14 protein-coding genes are annotated in these 14,617 nt (G+C 74.1%); 7 read left to right on the top strand and 7 right to left on the bottom strand.

Going from position 1 to position 14,617, the window contains the following annotated elements:
- Nucleotides 1-183 precede the first annotated feature (183 nt).
- Genes MNZ27_RS11680 through MNZ27_RS11670 form a run of 4 tightly spaced genes read left to right on the top strand, consistent with a single transcriptional unit; the run spans nt 184 to nt 3,821 of the window.
- Nucleotides 184-1,326 carry an acyl-CoA dehydrogenase family protein gene (locus tag MNZ27_RS11680; RefSeq protein ID WP_242394254.1) on the top strand — a complete coding sequence of 381 codons (1,143 nt, stop codon included), beginning with the start codon at nt 184-186 and terminating at the stop codon, nt 1,324-1,326.
- A 10-nt stretch (nt 1,327-1,336) separates the two neighbouring features.
- Complete coding sequence (locus tag MNZ27_RS11675; RefSeq protein WP_242394253.1) at nt 1,337-3,103, top strand: amino acid adenylation domain-containing protein; 1,767 nt, start codon at nt 1,337-1,339, stop codon at nt 3,101-3,103.
- On the top strand, nt 3,100-3,228 hold the full coding sequence (locus tag MNZ27_RS23590) for a hypothetical protein (RefSeq protein WP_277957865.1): 129 nt from the start codon (nt 3,100-3,102) through the stop codon (nt 3,226-3,228). The genes MNZ27_RS11675 and MNZ27_RS23590 overlap by 4 nt, the downstream gene beginning before the upstream one ends.
- Complete coding sequence (locus MNZ27_RS11670) at nt 3,225-3,821, top strand: serine O-acetyltransferase (RefSeq protein WP_242394252.1); 597 nt, start codon at nt 3,225-3,227, stop codon at nt 3,819-3,821. Before MNZ27_RS23590 ends, MNZ27_RS11670 begins: the two co-directional genes overlap by 4 nt.
- Nucleotides 3,822-3,860: 39 nt before the next feature.
- Here the strand turns inward: MNZ27_RS11670 and MNZ27_RS11665 are convergent, their stop codons facing one another.
- From MNZ27_RS11665 to MNZ27_RS11655, 3 genes are all read right to left on the bottom strand, one after another.
- On the bottom strand, nt 3,861-4,244 hold the full coding sequence (locus MNZ27_RS11665; RefSeq protein ID WP_242394251.1) for a peptidoglycan-binding domain-containing protein: 384 nt from the start codon (nt 4,242-4,244) through the stop codon (nt 3,861-3,863).
- Nucleotides 4,241-5,401 carry a DUF748 domain-containing protein gene (locus tag MNZ27_RS11660; protein WP_242394250.1) on the bottom strand — a complete coding sequence of 387 codons (1,161 nt, stop codon included), beginning with the start codon at nt 5,399-5,401 and terminating at the stop codon, nt 4,241-4,243. The genes MNZ27_RS11665 and MNZ27_RS11660 overlap by 4 nt, the downstream gene beginning before the upstream one ends.
- Nucleotides 5,402-5,543: 142 nt before the next feature.
- Nucleotides 5,544-6,614: a trans-sulfuration enzyme family protein gene (locus MNZ27_RS11655; RefSeq protein ID WP_242394249.1), complete on the bottom strand. Its 1,071-nt coding sequence runs from the start codon at nt 6,612-6,614 to the stop codon at nt 5,544-5,546.
- Nucleotides 6,615-6,788: 174 nt separating this feature from the next.
- Between MNZ27_RS11655 and MNZ27_RS11650 the strand changes: the two genes are divergently transcribed.
- From MNZ27_RS11650 to MNZ27_RS11640, 3 genes are all read left to right on the top strand, one after another.
- Nucleotides 6,789-7,973 carry a 6-phosphofructokinase gene (locus MNZ27_RS11650; protein WP_242394248.1) on the top strand — a complete coding sequence of 395 codons (1,185 nt, stop codon included), beginning with the start codon at nt 6,789-6,791 and terminating at the stop codon, nt 7,971-7,973.
- Nucleotides 7,974-8,596: 623 nt separating this feature from the next.
- Nucleotides 8,597-10,117, top strand: coding sequence for a carboxypeptidase regulatory-like domain-containing protein (locus MNZ27_RS11645; RefSeq protein WP_242394247.1), 1,521 nt, complete (start codon nt 8,597-8,599; stop codon nt 10,115-10,117).
- A 100-nt stretch (nt 10,118-10,217) separates the two neighbouring features.
- Complete coding sequence (locus MNZ27_RS11640) at nt 10,218-11,057, top strand: class I SAM-dependent methyltransferase (protein WP_242394246.1); 840 nt, start codon at nt 10,218-10,220, stop codon at nt 11,055-11,057.
- Nucleotides 11,058-11,196: 139 nt separating this feature from the next.
- Here the strand turns inward: MNZ27_RS11640 and MNZ27_RS11635 are convergent, their stop codons facing one another.
- The 4 genes from MNZ27_RS11635 to MNZ27_RS11620 all read right to left on the bottom strand — a co-directional run.
- Nucleotides 11,197-11,736: a hypothetical protein gene (locus MNZ27_RS11635; protein ID WP_242394245.1), complete on the bottom strand. Its 540-nt coding sequence runs from the start codon at nt 11,734-11,736 to the stop codon at nt 11,197-11,199.
- A gap of 54 nt (nt 11,737-11,790) precedes the next feature.
- Nucleotides 11,791-12,867: a 3-oxoacyl-ACP synthase III family protein gene (locus MNZ27_RS11630; RefSeq protein WP_242394244.1), complete on the bottom strand. Its 1,077-nt coding sequence runs from the start codon at nt 12,865-12,867 to the stop codon at nt 11,791-11,793.
- A gap of 282 nt (nt 12,868-13,149) precedes the next feature.
- Complete coding sequence (locus MNZ27_RS11625; RefSeq protein WP_242394243.1) at nt 13,150-14,214, bottom strand: chemotaxis protein CheB; 1,065 nt, start codon at nt 14,212-14,214, stop codon at nt 13,150-13,152.
- Nucleotides 14,211-14,617 (bottom strand): response regulator (locus MNZ27_RS11620; protein ID WP_242394242.1); only part of this gene is annotated, 407 nt, incomplete at its 5' end. The genes MNZ27_RS11620 and MNZ27_RS11625, both read right to left, overlap by 4 nt.

Below are 14,617 nucleotides of genomic sequence, written 5' to 3'. Positions count from 1 at the left end.
CATCGCTCTCCGAGCGGGCGGCCGCGCGAGCGCCGCGCCGGATCACGCCCTCGCCCTCTGGACGCGTCGCGCCTCGGGGTGACCTCCGCGCGGTCATGGCTCACCGCGGGTCGTTGCGCGAGCGAGCACGCGGACCCCACTCCTTCCCAGCGGAGCGGTCGGGTGCGGGCGGGAGGGGTGGCGATGGAGTTCGACCCGAGCGAGGAGCAGCGCGCGCTCTGCGAGGCTGTCCGGGCGTTCGGGCGGACCCTGAACGATCGGCTCGGGGAACGGGATCGCCGCGAGACGTTCGACGGCACCCTCTGGCGGCGCTGCGCAGAGTTCGGGCTCCAGGGCCTGCCCATCCCGCCCGAGCACGGCGGCTCCGGCCAGGACCTCACGACGACCCTCCTCGCGATGGAGGCGCTCGGCCACGGGTGCCGCGACAACGGCCTCGTGTTCTCGCTCAACGCGCAGCTCTGGGCGGTGGAGCTGCCGCTCCTCCGGTTCGGGAGCGACGCCCAGCGGCGACGCTGGTTGCCGCCGCTCTGCCGCGGCGAGCGCATCGCGGCGCACGCCATGACGGAGCCGGCATCCGGCTCGGACGCCATGGCGCTCGCCACCCGCGCCGTCCGCGACGGAGACACGTACGTGCTCACCGGGACGAAGACGTTCGTGACGAACGGACCGGTCGCGGATCTCGTCCTCGTCTTCGCGACGGTCGATCCGGCGGCGCGCGCGGCGGGCGTCACCGCGTTCCTCGTCGAGCGCGGCGCGCCCGGGCTCACCCTGTCGGGCCCCATCGCGAAGATGGGCCTCCGGACCTCGCCGATGGGGGAGGTGATCCTCGACGGCTGCCGCGTCCCCGCCGAGCAGCGCCTCGGCGCCGAGGGCGCGGGGATGGGGATCTTCACCGCCGCGATGGAGTGGGAGCGGTCCTGCATCTTCGCGGCACACCTCGGCGCGATGGAGCGGCTCCTCGAGGAGACCATCGCGTACGCGAAGTCGCGCCGGCAGTTCGGGCAGGCGATCGGAAAGTTCGCGGCGGTCGCCGACGCGATCGTGGACGCCAAGGTCGCGCTCGAGGCCGGCCGCCTGCTCCTGTACCGCGTCGGGGCGCGGAAGGACGCCGGCCGGGACGCGGTCCTCGACGCCGCGATCGCGAAGCTCTTCGTCTCGGAGGCGCACGTCGCGCAGGCGATGTCCGCGTTGCGGTTGCACGGTGGGTACGGCTACACGACCGAGCTCGGGATCGAGCGCGAGCTGCGCGACGCGATCCCCGGGACCCTGTACTCGGGGACCTCCGAGATGCAGCGGAAGATCATCGCCCGGCTGCTCGGGCTCTGACCGGGACGCCATGGAGCCGCGCACGCTCGTCGAGTGCCTGGACGTCGGGGTCGCGCGCGCCTCGCCCGTCAAGCTCGCCGTCGCGGACGCCGGCGGCGCGCTCTCGTACCGGGCGCTGCACGCCGGGGCGCGGGGGATCGCGGCCCGGCTCGCCGCGGCCGGCGTCGGGCGCGGCGATCTCGTCGGCGTATGGATGGACAAGGCGCCCGCGGCGGTGCAGGCGATCCTGGGCGTCCTCCGCGCCGGCGCCGCCTACGTCCCCCTCGACCCGCGCTCGCCTTGGCCGCGCTGCCGCGCCGCCGCGCTCGACGGCGGCCTCGCCGCGGTGATCGTGGACGCGCCGAAGGTCGATCCGTTGCCCATGTTCCTCGAAGGCCAGGCGCCGCGTCTGGTCCTCGTCCACGGCGTCGAGGCGGAGCGCGCCCGCGCCGCCGTGCCGGGACGCGCGGTGGAAAGGCTCGAGGCCGCGGCGGCGCTGCCGCCGGCGCCGGTCGCGCCGCCCGCGCCGGACGACCTCGCGTACGTCCTCTACACGTCGGGCTCCACCGGCACACCGAAGGGCGTCGCGCACACGCACCGGTCGGGGACGGCGTTCGTCCGGTGGGTGCAACGGCGGTTCGAGATCGCCCCCGACGACGTGTTCTCGAGCCACGCGCCCCTTCACTTCGACCTGTCGATCTCGGACCTGTACGCGTCCCTCGGCGCGGGTGCCTCGGTGCGGCTCCTCTCCGCCACCGAGGGCATGCTCGCGCCGCACCTCGTCCGGACGCTCCACGCGTGGGGGATCACGGTCTGGTACTCGGTGCCGTCGATCCTCGCCTCCATGCTGGAGCACGGGCTCGCCGCGCGGCCGCCGGCGACGCTCCGCCTCGTGCTGTTCGCGGGCGAGGTGTTCCCGATCGCGCAGCTCCGCCGCCTCCGCCGGGCGCTCCCGGGCGCCACGCTCGTGAACGCCTTCGGACCGACGGAGACGAACGTCTGCACGTATCACGTGGTCGCGGCGGACATCCCCGACGCGCGAACGGAGCCCGTGCCCATCGGGATCGCGTGCGAGGGGCTCGACACGTTCGTCGCAGACGAGGACGGCCGCGTCGTGGAGGGCCCCGGGGTCGAGGGGACGCTCTGGGTGAAGGGCGCGCACGTGATGCGCTGTTACTGGAACGCGCCGGACCGGACCGCTGCGACGCTCCGGCAAGACCCGCGCGGCCTCCCGGGCACCGCCTGCTGCACCGGAGACCGCGTGAGGAGGCTCCCGGACGGTACGTACGAGTTCCTCGGGCGCCGCGACCACCTGGTCAAGGTCCGCGGCCACCGCGTCGAGCTGGGCGACGTCGAGGCGGCGCTCGCGGCGCACCCGGCGGTGGCCGAGGCGATCGCGGTCGCGCTGCCAGACGTGATGCACGGCACCCGGATCGTCGCCTCCGTGACGCTGCGCGCCGGCGAGGCGGTGGACACCCGCGCGCTCCGAGCGTGGATGGGCGGGCGGCTCCCGAGCTACATGGTGCCGAGCGGGCTCGAGGTGCGGCCGGACCTGCCGCGGACGACCACCGGGAAGGCCGACCGCGCGCGGCTGCGCGTCGAGTGGGAAGGCGAGGGGGGGCGGAGATGGCGGACGGAACGGGGTGGCGGGGCGGGGACGACGGGATCGAGGGCGCGCTCCTCGCGTTCATCGCGCGGGAGGTGGCGAGCACGCCGGACGGCCTCACGACGGAGGAGCACCTCGTCGAGACCGGGCGCGTCGACTCGCTCGGCCTCCTCCAGATCGTGTCCTTCGTGAACACGAGCTGGCGCGTGGACCTGATGTCCTTCGGGGATCCCGGCGACCTGCGCTCGATCGCGACGCTCGCGGCCGCCGTCCGGCGCGAGCGTACGGCCCGGCACGCCGTGGCGGAGGGCGCGTGAGCGCCGCGCTGGCCGCGAACCCGGCGACGGGGGCGTGGGCGTCGTTCCGCGCGGACCTCGGGCGTTACTTCCGCTACGCGCGCGCCGAGACGTTCTGGGCGCGGCTGCGGATCGCGGTCCACACGGAGGCGCTCGCGGCGCTCGCGGTGTACCGCTTCGGGCGGTGGCTCCAGGACGAGGCGCCCGCGCTGGTGCGCGTGGCGATGAAGCTCCCGCACTCGCTCGCGCACGAGACCGTGCGCGTGGTGCTCGGCATCTGCCTCTCGCCGGGCGCGCGGATCGCCCCCGGCTTGTACATCGGCCACTCGGGAGGGATCTGGGTCGCCCCCGACGCCGTGATCGGCCGCGACTGCAACCTCTCCCAGGGCGTGACGCTCGGGGCGGGCGGCACCGTCCGCCGCGGCGCGCCGGTGCTCGGCGAGCGGGTCTGGATAGGTCCGAAGGCGACGGTGATCGGGCCGGTGAAGGTCGGCGCCGGCGCGGTGGTGGGGGCGAACTCGCTCGTCGTGACGAACGTGCCGGAGCAGGGCGTCGCGGTGGGAGTGCCGGCGCGGATCGTGGCGCTCTCCGGGTCGGGCGCCCTCATCGGGTGAGCGTCGCTTCTGCTGCTCCGCGGCGGCGCGGCGGACTATTCACTTTCGGTACGCCTTGTCGGGATCCACCCCGAGCCGCTGCAGGGTCTCGTGGTCCGGCACCCCCGTCGCGGCGAGGTGCTCGTCGGACTGGAACCTCCGCACGGCGCGGGTGGTCGGCTCGTCGAGCTCGCCCCGCCGGTGCGCCGCGAGGTAGCCGCGCTCGGCGAGCGCGCGCTGCAGCTCCCCGATCGCCCCCGGCGCGAGCAGCCCCTGTGGTGACGCGGGCACGCGCGGGCGCCCGGCGCGTGGCGGGATCCCGCGCGGCGCCGGCCCCGTGGTCTCCGGCGGCTGCTCCGCCGCGCGCTCCTTCGGATGGCGCTTGACGCAACCGGCGGCGAGCGCGCCGGCGAGGAGCGCGGCGACGGCGATCCGCCTCGTCATTGCTTCCCCCCGCTCGGCTGGGCCCGCGGCGGCCCGTGGCCCGGCGAGAGGCCGCGGCGCGCCTGCTCCAGGACCCCCTCCTTCTTCTTCGCCTTCGGCGGCGGGAGCGCGCTGAAGCTGGCCGTGAGGCCGCGCACGAAGGCGTTCCGGAGGATGCCGACGATCGTCGGGACCGCCTGGATCTGGGGGCCCGTCACGGTGCCCTGGATCGGGATGGTGGTGGCCACCGCGTCGCGGCCGCGCGTCTCGTCGGCGAAGATGTCGAGCGCCGCGTTCCCGACCAGGGCCTTGAGCGCGTTCCCGATCCCGGGCTTGGCCGCCTTCAGCTCGGCGCCCTTCAGCACCGGGCGGACGCCGCCGTCGAGCCGCCCGTCGAGGGCCTTGAACGCGACGGCCACCTCCAGCTCGCCCTTCTCCGGCTTCACCCCGCTCTTCGCGCCGATGAGCCCGGAGAGCTCGGCGACCTGGAGCCCCTGGAGCTTGCCCTCCCCGGCGAAGGTGAGCGACTTCGCGAGCGGATCGGCCGTCGCGAACACGGTCATCTTCCCCGAGCGCTGCACCGTGGCGCGCGCCGCGAGCACCGTCGGCTCGTGCTGCGCCAGAGCCGGGCGCGTGGCGAAGTTCTCGAGCGTCGCCTCGATCCCGTGGACGCGGACGCGAGGGCGCTCCTTCTCGCGCGCGTCGATCCACAGGATCTCGCCGCGGCGCACCTCGACGCGGTCCAGGCGGAAGGGCGCGAGCCGCTCGAGCCGCCGGCCGATCTTCGGCACCTCGCGCGGGGTCTGGCTCGCGCGCTTGTCCTCGCGCTCCGGGGCGAGGAGGAGGTTGAGGCGCGGGCGGTCGAGCTCGACGGCGGCGACCACGTGACCGCGGAGGAGCTGGCGCCCGTAGAGGCCGACCTCGACGCGATCCGCCGCGATGTACGGCAGCGCGGCGCCTCCGGCGGTCGTCTTCTCGATCCGCAGGTCGTGGATCTCGCACGAGAGCCCCCGGAGCTTGACGTTCACCCCCGAGAACGACCCGCGCATCCCCTCCAGCCCGGCGAGCGTCCGGCGCAGGTACCAGCCGACGAGCGGCGTCAGCGCGAAGTTCAGCGCGATCAGGAGAACGGCGATCGCGCCGAGCGCGATCGCGACCACCTTCGCCAGCCGGCGCACGACGAGAGTCCCTCCGTCTCCATCGTGCTCATCCTGCCCGCGGCGAGATCGGGAGACGCGCGCCCGCCCGCCCCGCCGCGGGGCGGCGACCGCGCCGCGCCCGCCCCGCCTCGGCCGCGTCGCGGCAAACCGCTCCGTGCGGTCACGCGCCGACGGCGGCGAGCGCCTGCTCGAGATCGGCCTCGAGGTCGCCCGCGTCCTCGATCCCCACCGCCAGCCGGAGCAGCGCCGGGGGCGCCTCCGGGTCCTGCTTCCGCCGCCACTCGACGAGCGACTCGACCCCGCCCAGCGACGTCGCGTCGCGGAACAGCCTGAGCTTGCCGGGCAACGCCCGCGCCGCCTCCTCGCTCGCGAGCTCGAACGACAGCATCGGCCCGGGCCCCTTCATCTGCCGCGCCGCGAGGGCGTGGCCTGGGTCGGTGGGCAGGGACGGGTGCCACACGCGCGCGACGCGGGGGGCGAGGAAGGCGGCGAGCCGCGTGGCGGTCGCGGTCTGCTGCCGGACGCGGAGCGAGAGGGTGCGGACGCCGCGGAGCGTGAGCCAGGTCTCGAGGGCGCCCGGCACCGCGCCCGAGGTCGTGCGCGCGGCGCGGAGCGCGTCGGCGAGGGCCGGGTCCCGCGTGACGAGCACGCCGCCCAGCGCGTCGGAGTGACCGGCGATGAACTTGGTCGTCGAGTGGTAGGAGAGGTCGGCCCCGAGGGCGAGCGCCTGCTGCAGGACCGGCGTGGCGAACGTCCCGTCCACGATCAGCCACGCGCCGGCGGCGCGCGCGCGGGCGGCGTGCGCGGCGATGTCCTGGAGCTCGCAGGTGGGGTTCTTCGGCGTCTCGAGCCAGATCGCGTCGCCCTTCCCGATGGGCGCGTCGAGCGGGACCTCCTGGATCCCGAAGCGCGCGAGCGAGGCGATGGCGTGGTGCGTGGCGTGGTATCCGCCGCGGGCGATGGCGACCCGCCTCGGCGCGAGGTGCAGCAGCGCGGCGTTCGCGGCGGCCTGGCCGGAGGGGTACGCCACCGCGTGCCCGCCCTCGAGCGCGCCGAGGACCGCCTCGAGGCGGCGGCGGGTCGGGTGCTCGGCCCGCGCGTACACGAGCCCCTCCGCGTTCCCGGCCTCGTAGGTGGTGGAGACGTGGATGGGCGGCGCGACGTCGGGCGCGGGCTCGAGGCCGTCGTCGGCGTGGAGGGCGAGGGTCTCGGGCGTGAGGGATGAGCTCATGATGGCGCATGGTCGCGTCGCGCCGGCGCGGACGCAAGCCGTCGGCGCGCCGGCCGGCGTGCGCCGCGGCGGCTCGAGCGCGGGCAGGCGTCATCCGTCACGAGCCGGCGTCCCTCACAGGGCGCGCGCTTCTGTTACGAGCGCGACCCGGTCCGCCGGATATAGGATGCGGCCATGGCGAGAAAGCGCGTCGGCATTCTCACGGGCGGCGGGGACGTCCCCGGCCTGAACTCGGTCATCAAGAGCGTCGTCTACCGCGGCGCGGAGCACGACATCGAGGTGGTGGGCCTCCGGCGCGGCTGGGAGGCGCTCACCCACCTCGACCTCGGGGACCCGGCCAGCCGGGCCCGGTACGTGCTGCCGCTGAACCGGGACAACACCCGCACGGTGGACCGGAGCGGCGGCACCTTCCTCCACTCCTCGCGGACGAACCCCGCGAAGATGAAGACCCTGCCGCGCCACCTCGCGGGCCAGACCTTCCCGTCCGCGCAGAGCACCAAGGGCGGCGTCACAACGACCACCTTCGACGTCTCGCGGCAGGTGCTCGCCAACCTCGAGGGGCTCGGCCTCGAGTACCTGCTCGCCATCGGCGGCGACGACACCCTCTCCTACGCGCAGAAGCTCCACGCGCAGGGGTTCAAGGTGATCGCGATCCCGAAGACGATGGACAACGACGTGCGCAACACCGAGTACTGCATCGGCTTCTCCACCGCGATCACCCGCGCGATGGACGCCATCGAGCGGCAGCGCACGACGGTCGGCTCGCACGAGCGGATCGGCATCTTCCGCGTGTTCGGCCGCGACGCGGGCTTCACCGCGCTGTACACCGCCTACGTCTCCTCGATCCGCTGCCTGATCCCCGAGTACAAGCCGAAGCTCGAGCTCCTCGTGGATCTGCTCCACCGCGACAAGCTGGAGAACCCGTCCTCGTACGCCCTGGTCGTCCTCTCCGAGGGCGCGCAGTGGGAGGGCTACAAGGTGCAGGAGTACGGCGAGCCCGACGCGTTCGGCCACCGGAAGAAGGCGAGCGTCGCCGAGTCGCTCTCCGACGAGATCAAGCGGCGCACCGGCGAGGAGACCATCGTCTCCGATCTCACCTACGACCTCCGCTCTGGCGAGCCCGACTTCATCGACAAGATGGTCGCGCTCACGTTCGGCACGATGGCGTTCGACGCCGTGCTCGAGAACAAGAGCGGGCTCATGTCGGCGCTGGTGGACGGGAAGTACGACCTCGTGCCGATCCCGGATCCGAAGCTCGGGCCCCGCAAGGTGGACGTGGACTCGATGTACAACAAGCAGCGGCTGCGGCCGATCTACGCGAACAAGCGCGGGCTGCCGATTTTCTTGAATAAGATCTAACGGGGCGTGCCGCCCCGCCCCGCCGAGCAGAGCTCGTCGGGGCCCCACCCCTGCTGCGCGGGGCCCGTGACCTCGCGCGCTTCGCTTCGCGATCGCGCGCGAGGTCCCCGCGCGGAGGGGCTGCGCCCCTCCCCCCGCCTGCGGCGGGGTCCCTCCACCCTGCGTGACGGCTGTAATCCGCTTCCACGCTCCGCACGCACGACGCGGCCCGCAGTCGCCCGTGGTCCGTGCCCGTCACCGTCACCGGTACTCTCCGTGACCCGTGAACCGGGTCGCGTGGCCTGTGGCCCGATCCCGTGATCCGACCGCGCCGTCGGATCACGGGCCAGGGGACACGGGAGGCGGGATGCGGGCACGGGAAACGGTTACGGTGACGGGCACGGTGACGGGTGCGGGTTCGCGTTCGGGTTCGCGCCGCGCACCGAGCCCGATGTCGTGAGCCATCCGACCCGCGCCCCCCTCGACCAACCTACCGTGAAGGTGCTTTAACGCCGTCGTTGGTCCATGGCACACCGCATGGATCTCCGGCGCGGCGCCCATCGGCGGACGCGTCCGGTGGGCGTGGTGCCGCGGTGCTCGACTGGTGCGCGGCTGCGCCTGCAACTCTCGTGGAGAACAACGACATGATCCGACTCCGACGCATCGTCCTGCTCGCCGCGTTCCTCACGGCGTGCAGCGGCGGCAGCGACAAGAAGTCCTGTGACCCCGTGGCCAAGACCGGCTGCGACAGCGGCCTGGTCTGCGAGTACGTGCAGGGCGGCGAGCCCGGGTGCTTCGCGCCCGTCGTCATCTCCGGCGCGGTCTCGAACCTCGTCACGACGGCCGATTCCACGCTGGTCAACCTGAACGACGCGCGGGTGGTGGCGCTCGACACGAACCAGGCGCCCCTCTCCAGGGTTGCGGTGACGTCGGGCACCGACTCCACCGGCGCGGCGCTGGGCAACTACTCCCTCAGCGTCCCCGCGCAGCGCGACTCGAGCGGCAAGCCCCTCCAGACCTTCTTCACCGTGCGAGCGGACAAGCAGGGCTACGAGACCTTCCCGAGCGGCCTGCGCTCGGCGCTGCCCATCGACCTCTCCCTCGCGAAGCTCGACACCAACAGCAACACCTGGGTGATCTCGACGGCCGAAGCCTCGACGCTGAACGTCAAGCTCCTCAAGCTCGACCCGACCACCGCGGCCAGCGCCACCGCCTTCATCCATGGCACCGTGGCCCGGCCGCCCTCCGGCGCCGGCGCGCTCGTCGTCGCCGAGCCGGCGCCCGGCGGCGCCGGTCCGCAGACCGGGGTCACCGGCGTGGCGGACGCGAATGGGAGCTACGCGATCTACAACCTGACCCCCGGGACGCAGTACGTCGTGACCGCCTACACCAAGGGCGCGAACTACGCTCCCGTGACCACCGCCGCCCTCGCCGACGGCGACAACCTCGTGGACCTCGCGCTCGCCGGCGGCGCAGGCGCGGCGGTGAGCGGCACCCTCATCTACAACAACGGCGCGGCCTCGCCGGTCGCGGTGACGCTCGTCGTCGAGTCCACCTACGTCCCGAACCTGGACCGCGGCGAGTCGCCTCCGGGGCTCACCGTCAGCGCCGGCGGCACCTATGACTTCGCCGGGATCCCCGACGGCCGGTACATCGCGCTCGCCGCGTTCGGCCTCGACGGCGACGTCCGCAACATCTCCGGCACCGGCAACACCGCCGCGCCCCAGATCGCCGTCCAGGGCGGCGTCGTGGGGACCTTCTCCGGCGGCACGTTCACGCCGGGCACGCCCCCGAACTTCAAGATCGTCCCTGCGGTCGATCTGCTGAAGATCGACGGGGTGGCCGTGAGCGGGACGCCGGCCGTCATCTCCACGCCGACCCCGGTGTTCGATTGGCAGAAGAGCAGCGTGGACTCCTCCGCTGCGACCTACCGCGTCCAGGTCTTCGACACCTATGGGAACCAGATCTGGACCTACGACATGACCGCCACCACGACGGACTCCTTGCAGTTCAACTCCGACGGCACCGCGACCGCCGCGCTGGAGCACGGGATGACCTACCAGCTCCGGATCCTCGCGATCAAGGAGGCCATCGGGACGTTCACGACGACGTTCACGCAGCTCTCCCAGACCGAGGACGTCGCCGGCGTCTTCACCTATCCGTAGCGGCGCAGAACAGTAATCACCGGACGCCCGGCTCGCGCGCACGCGCGGCCGGGCGTTCGTCTTTCCTGCGCGGGGTTCCGCCCGCCGCTAACAGCAGGCCATGGGCTCCGCGCCGCCGGATCCGTTCCCGCAGGCCGCCCAGATGGCGGACGAGTCGATGGTCCGCACGCTCGCCGCCCAGGCGGAGGCGATCTGGTCGCAGGAGGCGCCGCTGTTCGCACGCTACCGCCTGCCGCTCGACGCGCGGGTCCTCGACGCGGGTTGCGGCACCGGCGAGGCGACGGTGCGGCTGGCCGCGCTCCTGCCCGGGGCCGAGCTGCTCGGGGTGGACCTGCTGGAGCCGCACCTCGAGCGCGCGCGGACCCGCGCCGCCGCCGAGGGGCTCGGCGGCCGCGTGGCGTTCGAGCGACGCTCGATCCACGACCTCGGCCTGCCCCCGGCCTCGTTCGACCTCGCCGTCTGCCGCCACGTCCTCCAGGCGATCCGGAGCCCCGAACGCGCGGTCGCCGAGCTGGTGCGGGTGACGCGGCCGGGCGGCGTCGTGCACCTCCTCGCGGAGGACTACGCGATGATCCACTTCACGCCGGGGAGGCTCGACGCGGCCGCGCTCTGGCCCGCCGCGGCCCAGCGGCTCGGCGCCGCCACGGGGACGGACATGCTCGTCGGCCGCCGCGTCCCTGGGATGCTCCGGGGCCTGGGCCTCGAGCACGTCTCCGTGGACTACGTCGTCGTGGACAACCTCCGGGTGCCGCGGGAGACGTTCGCGGCGATCTGGAGCGCCTGGCGCGACGGCTACTCCGACCTCATCGCCCAGCAGCTCGGCTGGACCCGCGAGCGGGTCGCCGCGCACTTCGACGACCAGATCGCCACGATCCGCGATCCGCTCGGCTACGCGGTGTGGCTCGTGCCCGTGGTGGCGGGGCGGATCCCGTCCCGATGACGCGGGGGCGGGCGTTCACGACGGCGTTCGTGCTCGCGGCGCGCGCCCGCCGGGCGCGGGGGGCGCGGGGGGGGGGGGTTCCGCGCCGGCCCCGGGGCGCCGCGACGATCGTCGCGCGCGCCCGGGGCCGGGCGATGGTTCAGTCGTTCGTGTACACCTGCACCGTCCAGAACGAGCCCGTCCCGAAGCCCGGGAGCGGCCACGGCGTGAAGACGCTCGCGCTGGTGGCGATGCCGTTCACCACGCCCAGGGACGGCGACGGGTTCACGCGGAGCGTGCAGCCCGCGAGGAGGAGCGGCGCCGGGACGCCCTGGATCGGGAACGTGAGGCTGGTCAGGGTGCAGGTGCCGTTCGCCGTGAGCGTCCCGCCGCCGAACTCGAGCCGGAGCGAGAACGGGTTCTGCGCGTTCGGATCGAAGGGCGTGTAGCTCCTGGTCGTCCCGCAGCCGATCGCGGTGCCCACCGGCTCCCCTGCGTCCTTCATCACGAGCCCGTCGGACGCGCGGGTCCGCGGCGTGTACAGGAGCGCGCCGAGGATGATGTCCTCGCCCGGGGCGCAGTTGGCCTTGATCGACGAGACCTCCTGCGTGCGGAACAGGTAGACGTGCTCGCCCGCGGCGGCGGGCAGCGCGAAGACGGCGAGGAAGAGGCCGACCGCGAGACGCTTCGAGAGGGACATGGCGTTCTTCTCCTCCGAAATGACTTCGGGTGACTGCTCGCCGTCCATTCTACGTCACACGCGCACGATCTGGCCGCCGAAGTGGACGCCCGCGCCCACCGCGGCGAAGAGGACGGGCTCGCCGGAGCCCAGCTTCACCCGGCCGGCCTCCACGTCCTCGGAGAACAGGAGCAGCGTCGAGGCGGCGGACGTGTTGCCGTAGCGGTCCACGTTCACCGGGACGCGATCGAGCGGGATGCCCGCCTTCTCGGCGAACGACAGGAGAACCCGCTTGTTGGCCTGGTGCAGGTAGTACCGCTGGAGCTCCGGGACCACCCTGGGCACCGCGGTGCGTAGCTCGTTCACGGCGCGGGTCATGTACTCCGGGTAGGCGCGGGCCACCACGGGGCCGTCCACGAAGAACGCGTGGTCCGGCGTGCTGGCGCGGAACGTCGGGACCTGCGACCCGCCGACGGTGCGGATCACGAGCTGCTCGTGCTCGGTGCCTGCCGTCGAGGCGATCACGCCGAGGTCGGACCCCTCGTCGCCGCGGAGCACGATGGCGCCCGCGCCGTCGCCGAACATGTACATCGAGAGGAACGCGTTGATCCTGCGGTTGCTCGGCAGCGGCGAGGTGTAGACGTCGCGATCGAGGAAGCAGGACGCGAACGTGGAGGCCGCCACCACGATCGTCTTCGCCTGACCGGAGAGGATGAGCTTCTGCGCCATGTCCATGAGGTAGACGGCCCCGCCGCACCCCGAGTCGATGACCATCGCGCTCGCGTCGGAGCGGCACCCGAGCCGGCGGTGGAGCTCGACGGCGTCGTAGCAGAAGTTCATCCGGTCCGGCGTGCTGGTGACGAGGTAGATCCCGTCGATCTCGCGCGCGGGGAGCCCCGCCCGGTCGAGGGCCTGCCGCACCGCGATCTCCACCATGTCGGTGTTCCACCGCGGGCCCGCAGAGCCCTCCGGCGGCGCGATCGCCCGCCCCTGCTCCACGTCGAAGTCCCACAGGTACCGGCGCTCCCGGATCCCGGTGCGATCCTCGATCCGCTCGGCCGACCACCCCGGGATCGCCTGCGTGAGCCGGTCGTTCTTCACGACCAGCGGTGGGACGTACGAACCGACCCCGACGTAACGCACCGTCTTCATCACCCGATCTCCAGTTCCGGCGCGGCGTGCGCCGCGCTCGTTCCCCCCTGGGTGCAAGCGTGCACCCGGGGTCAACAGACACCCCTCCCCGGTCGCGGCGAAGGGCTCGACTTCGCTGGCCCGCAGCGCGCCGTCCGCCGCCCCGGTCGTTTCTGCCCCGAGTGCATGCGAGCCCGATGCCACTCATGGTAAACGACGCGTCACGTCACCCGGCTGGAGCCGAATAGCCGTGCGTTCACGCACGGTTGGAGAGCCCCACCGGGCCTGACGTTCACACAGGGTTTACTGAGCCGCCGCCCTGCGCGCCGCGAGCGCCGCCGCGAGCGCCGGCGGGGTCAGCGGGAGGGCGCCGGGGGTGCGTCGCAGGGCGCTCTCCGGCATGGACGGCACCACCGCGGTGGCCGGCGCCTGGCACAGCGCCGTCCCGCCCGCGCGGGCGATCTCGGCAAGCCCTGCCGCCCCGTCCTGCCCCATCCCCGAGAGCACGACGCCCGCCGCCCGCGACCCGAGCCCGCTCGCCGAGGCGAGCAGCCGATCGCCGCTCGGCACGAAGCGCGACGAGGACGGCGCGCCGCGCAGCACCGCCCCGTCCAGGACGAGATCGCGACCGCCCGCCGCGACGTACGCCGCCCCGGGCGCGAGCGGCACCGGGCCGTCCACGAGCACCGTGCGCCAGCCGGAGGCCCCCTCGAGCCACTCCGCGAAGAAGGGGACGAACTCGGCCTCCATGTGCTGCGCCACCAGGGCGGCGCGCCCCCGCGCCGGGAGCGCGCGGAGGAGCGCCGCGAGGACCCAGACGCCCCCCGTCGAGCTCGCGATCGCGATCACGTCGTCTGGAGCGCCGCCTCCGCCGGGGCCGGCCGCGGCCGCTGGAGGCTCGGCCCCGCGGACCCGCACCGGCGGCGTGGGCGCACCGGGCGCCGCCGCGGCCCCGGACGGCTCACCTCTCCGCTCCGGCCGCTCGGCGCCGGGGCGCGGCGCCCGCGCCGCCGACACCACCGGCACGGACGCCATCAGGATGATCCGCCCGGCGATGTCCGGCGCGTCCGCGGGCACGAGGTCCACCACCCCCGGGCCGCGCAGCTCCGGCGAGGCCGCGACGCCCGGCGGGAGGATGCCGATCACCGGCGCCGCGACGGACGCGGTCGCGCGCTCGAGCCGCGCGACGAGCCCCGCCCGATCCGGCCCGCCGATCACCGCCACGCCGCGGTACCGCCGGAGGAGGTTCGGGTTCGGCGAGCCCTGGAACGCGCGCATCACGAGCGCGCCCGCCCGCGCGAGCGCCGCGTCGAGCCCCGGCACGGCGGCGAGCGCGTGGTCGTCCAGGACCACCGCCACCGCGGTCATCCGGTCCTCACGCCCAGCCGGGCGAGCGTCTCGGCCAGCACGCCCGCGTTGAACTTGGACTTCACGAGGTACGCGTCCGCACCCGCGGCGGCGCCGGCGGCCCGGGTGGCCGCGTCGTCCTGCGAGGTGAGGAGGACGATGGGGAGCCGCTCCGTCTCGCGACGCGCGCGGAGCGCCCGCGCGAGCGAGAGGCCGTCGCGGCGCGGCATGTTCACGTCGGACACGACCACGTCCGGCGCGGCCTCCGCGATCCGCGCGAGCGCCTCCTCGCCGTCGGCGGCGAGCCGGACCCGGAACCCCTGCGCCTCCAGGAGGACGCGCAGGACCTCGCGCGTCGCGAGCGAGTCCTCCGCGAGGACCACCTCGAGGGCGCGGGCGCTCCGCGGCGAAGGCGCCGCCGCCG

The organism is Anaeromyxobacter oryzisoli (assembly GCF_022690765.1).
Lineage (GTDB): Bacteria > Myxococcota > Myxococcia > Myxococcales > Anaeromyxobacteraceae > Anaeromyxobacter > Anaeromyxobacter oryzisoli.
Note: the sequence above shows the minus strand (reverse complement) of the source record. Positions and strands in the feature narration are given on the sequence as shown.

Bases quoted from the DNA above. Each gene is read 5' to 3' on its own strand.
- MNZ27_RS11630 (WP_242394244.1), bottom strand. From the start codon at position 12,867: ATGAAGACGGTGCGTTACGTCGGGGTCGGTTCGTACGTCCCACCGCTG.
- MNZ27_RS11675 (WP_242394253.1), top strand. From the start codon at position 1,337: ATGGAGCCGCGCACGCTCGTCGAGTGCCTGGACGTCGGGGTCGCGCGC.
- MNZ27_RS11625 (WP_242394243.1), bottom strand. From the start codon at position 14,214: ATGACCGCGGTGGCGGTGGTCCTGGACGACCACGCGCTCGCCGCCGTG.
- MNZ27_RS11655 (WP_242394249.1), bottom strand. From the start codon at position 6,614: ATGAGCTCATCCCTCACGCCCGAGACCCTCGCCCTCCACGCCGACGAC.
- MNZ27_RS11640 (WP_242394246.1), top strand. From the start codon at position 10,218: ATGGGCTCCGCGCCGCCGGATCCGTTCCCGCAGGCCGCCCAGATGGCG.
- MNZ27_RS11650 (WP_242394248.1), top strand. From the start codon at position 6,789: ATGGCGAGAAAGCGCGTCGGCATTCTCACGGGCGGCGGGGACGTCCCC.
- MNZ27_RS11645 (WP_242394247.1), top strand. From the start codon at position 8,597: ATGATCCGACTCCGACGCATCGTCCTGCTCGCCGCGTTCCTCACGGCG.
- MNZ27_RS11680 (WP_242394254.1), top strand. From the start codon at position 184: ATGGAGTTCGACCCGAGCGAGGAGCAGCGCGCGCTCTGCGAGGCTGTC.
- MNZ27_RS11635 (WP_242394245.1), bottom strand. From the start codon at position 11,736: ATGTCCCTCTCGAAGCGTCTCGCGGTCGGCCTCTTCCTCGCCGTCTTC.
- MNZ27_RS11665 (WP_242394251.1), bottom strand. From the start codon at position 4,244: ATGACGAGGCGGATCGCCGTCGCCGCGCTCCTCGCCGGCGCGCTCGCC.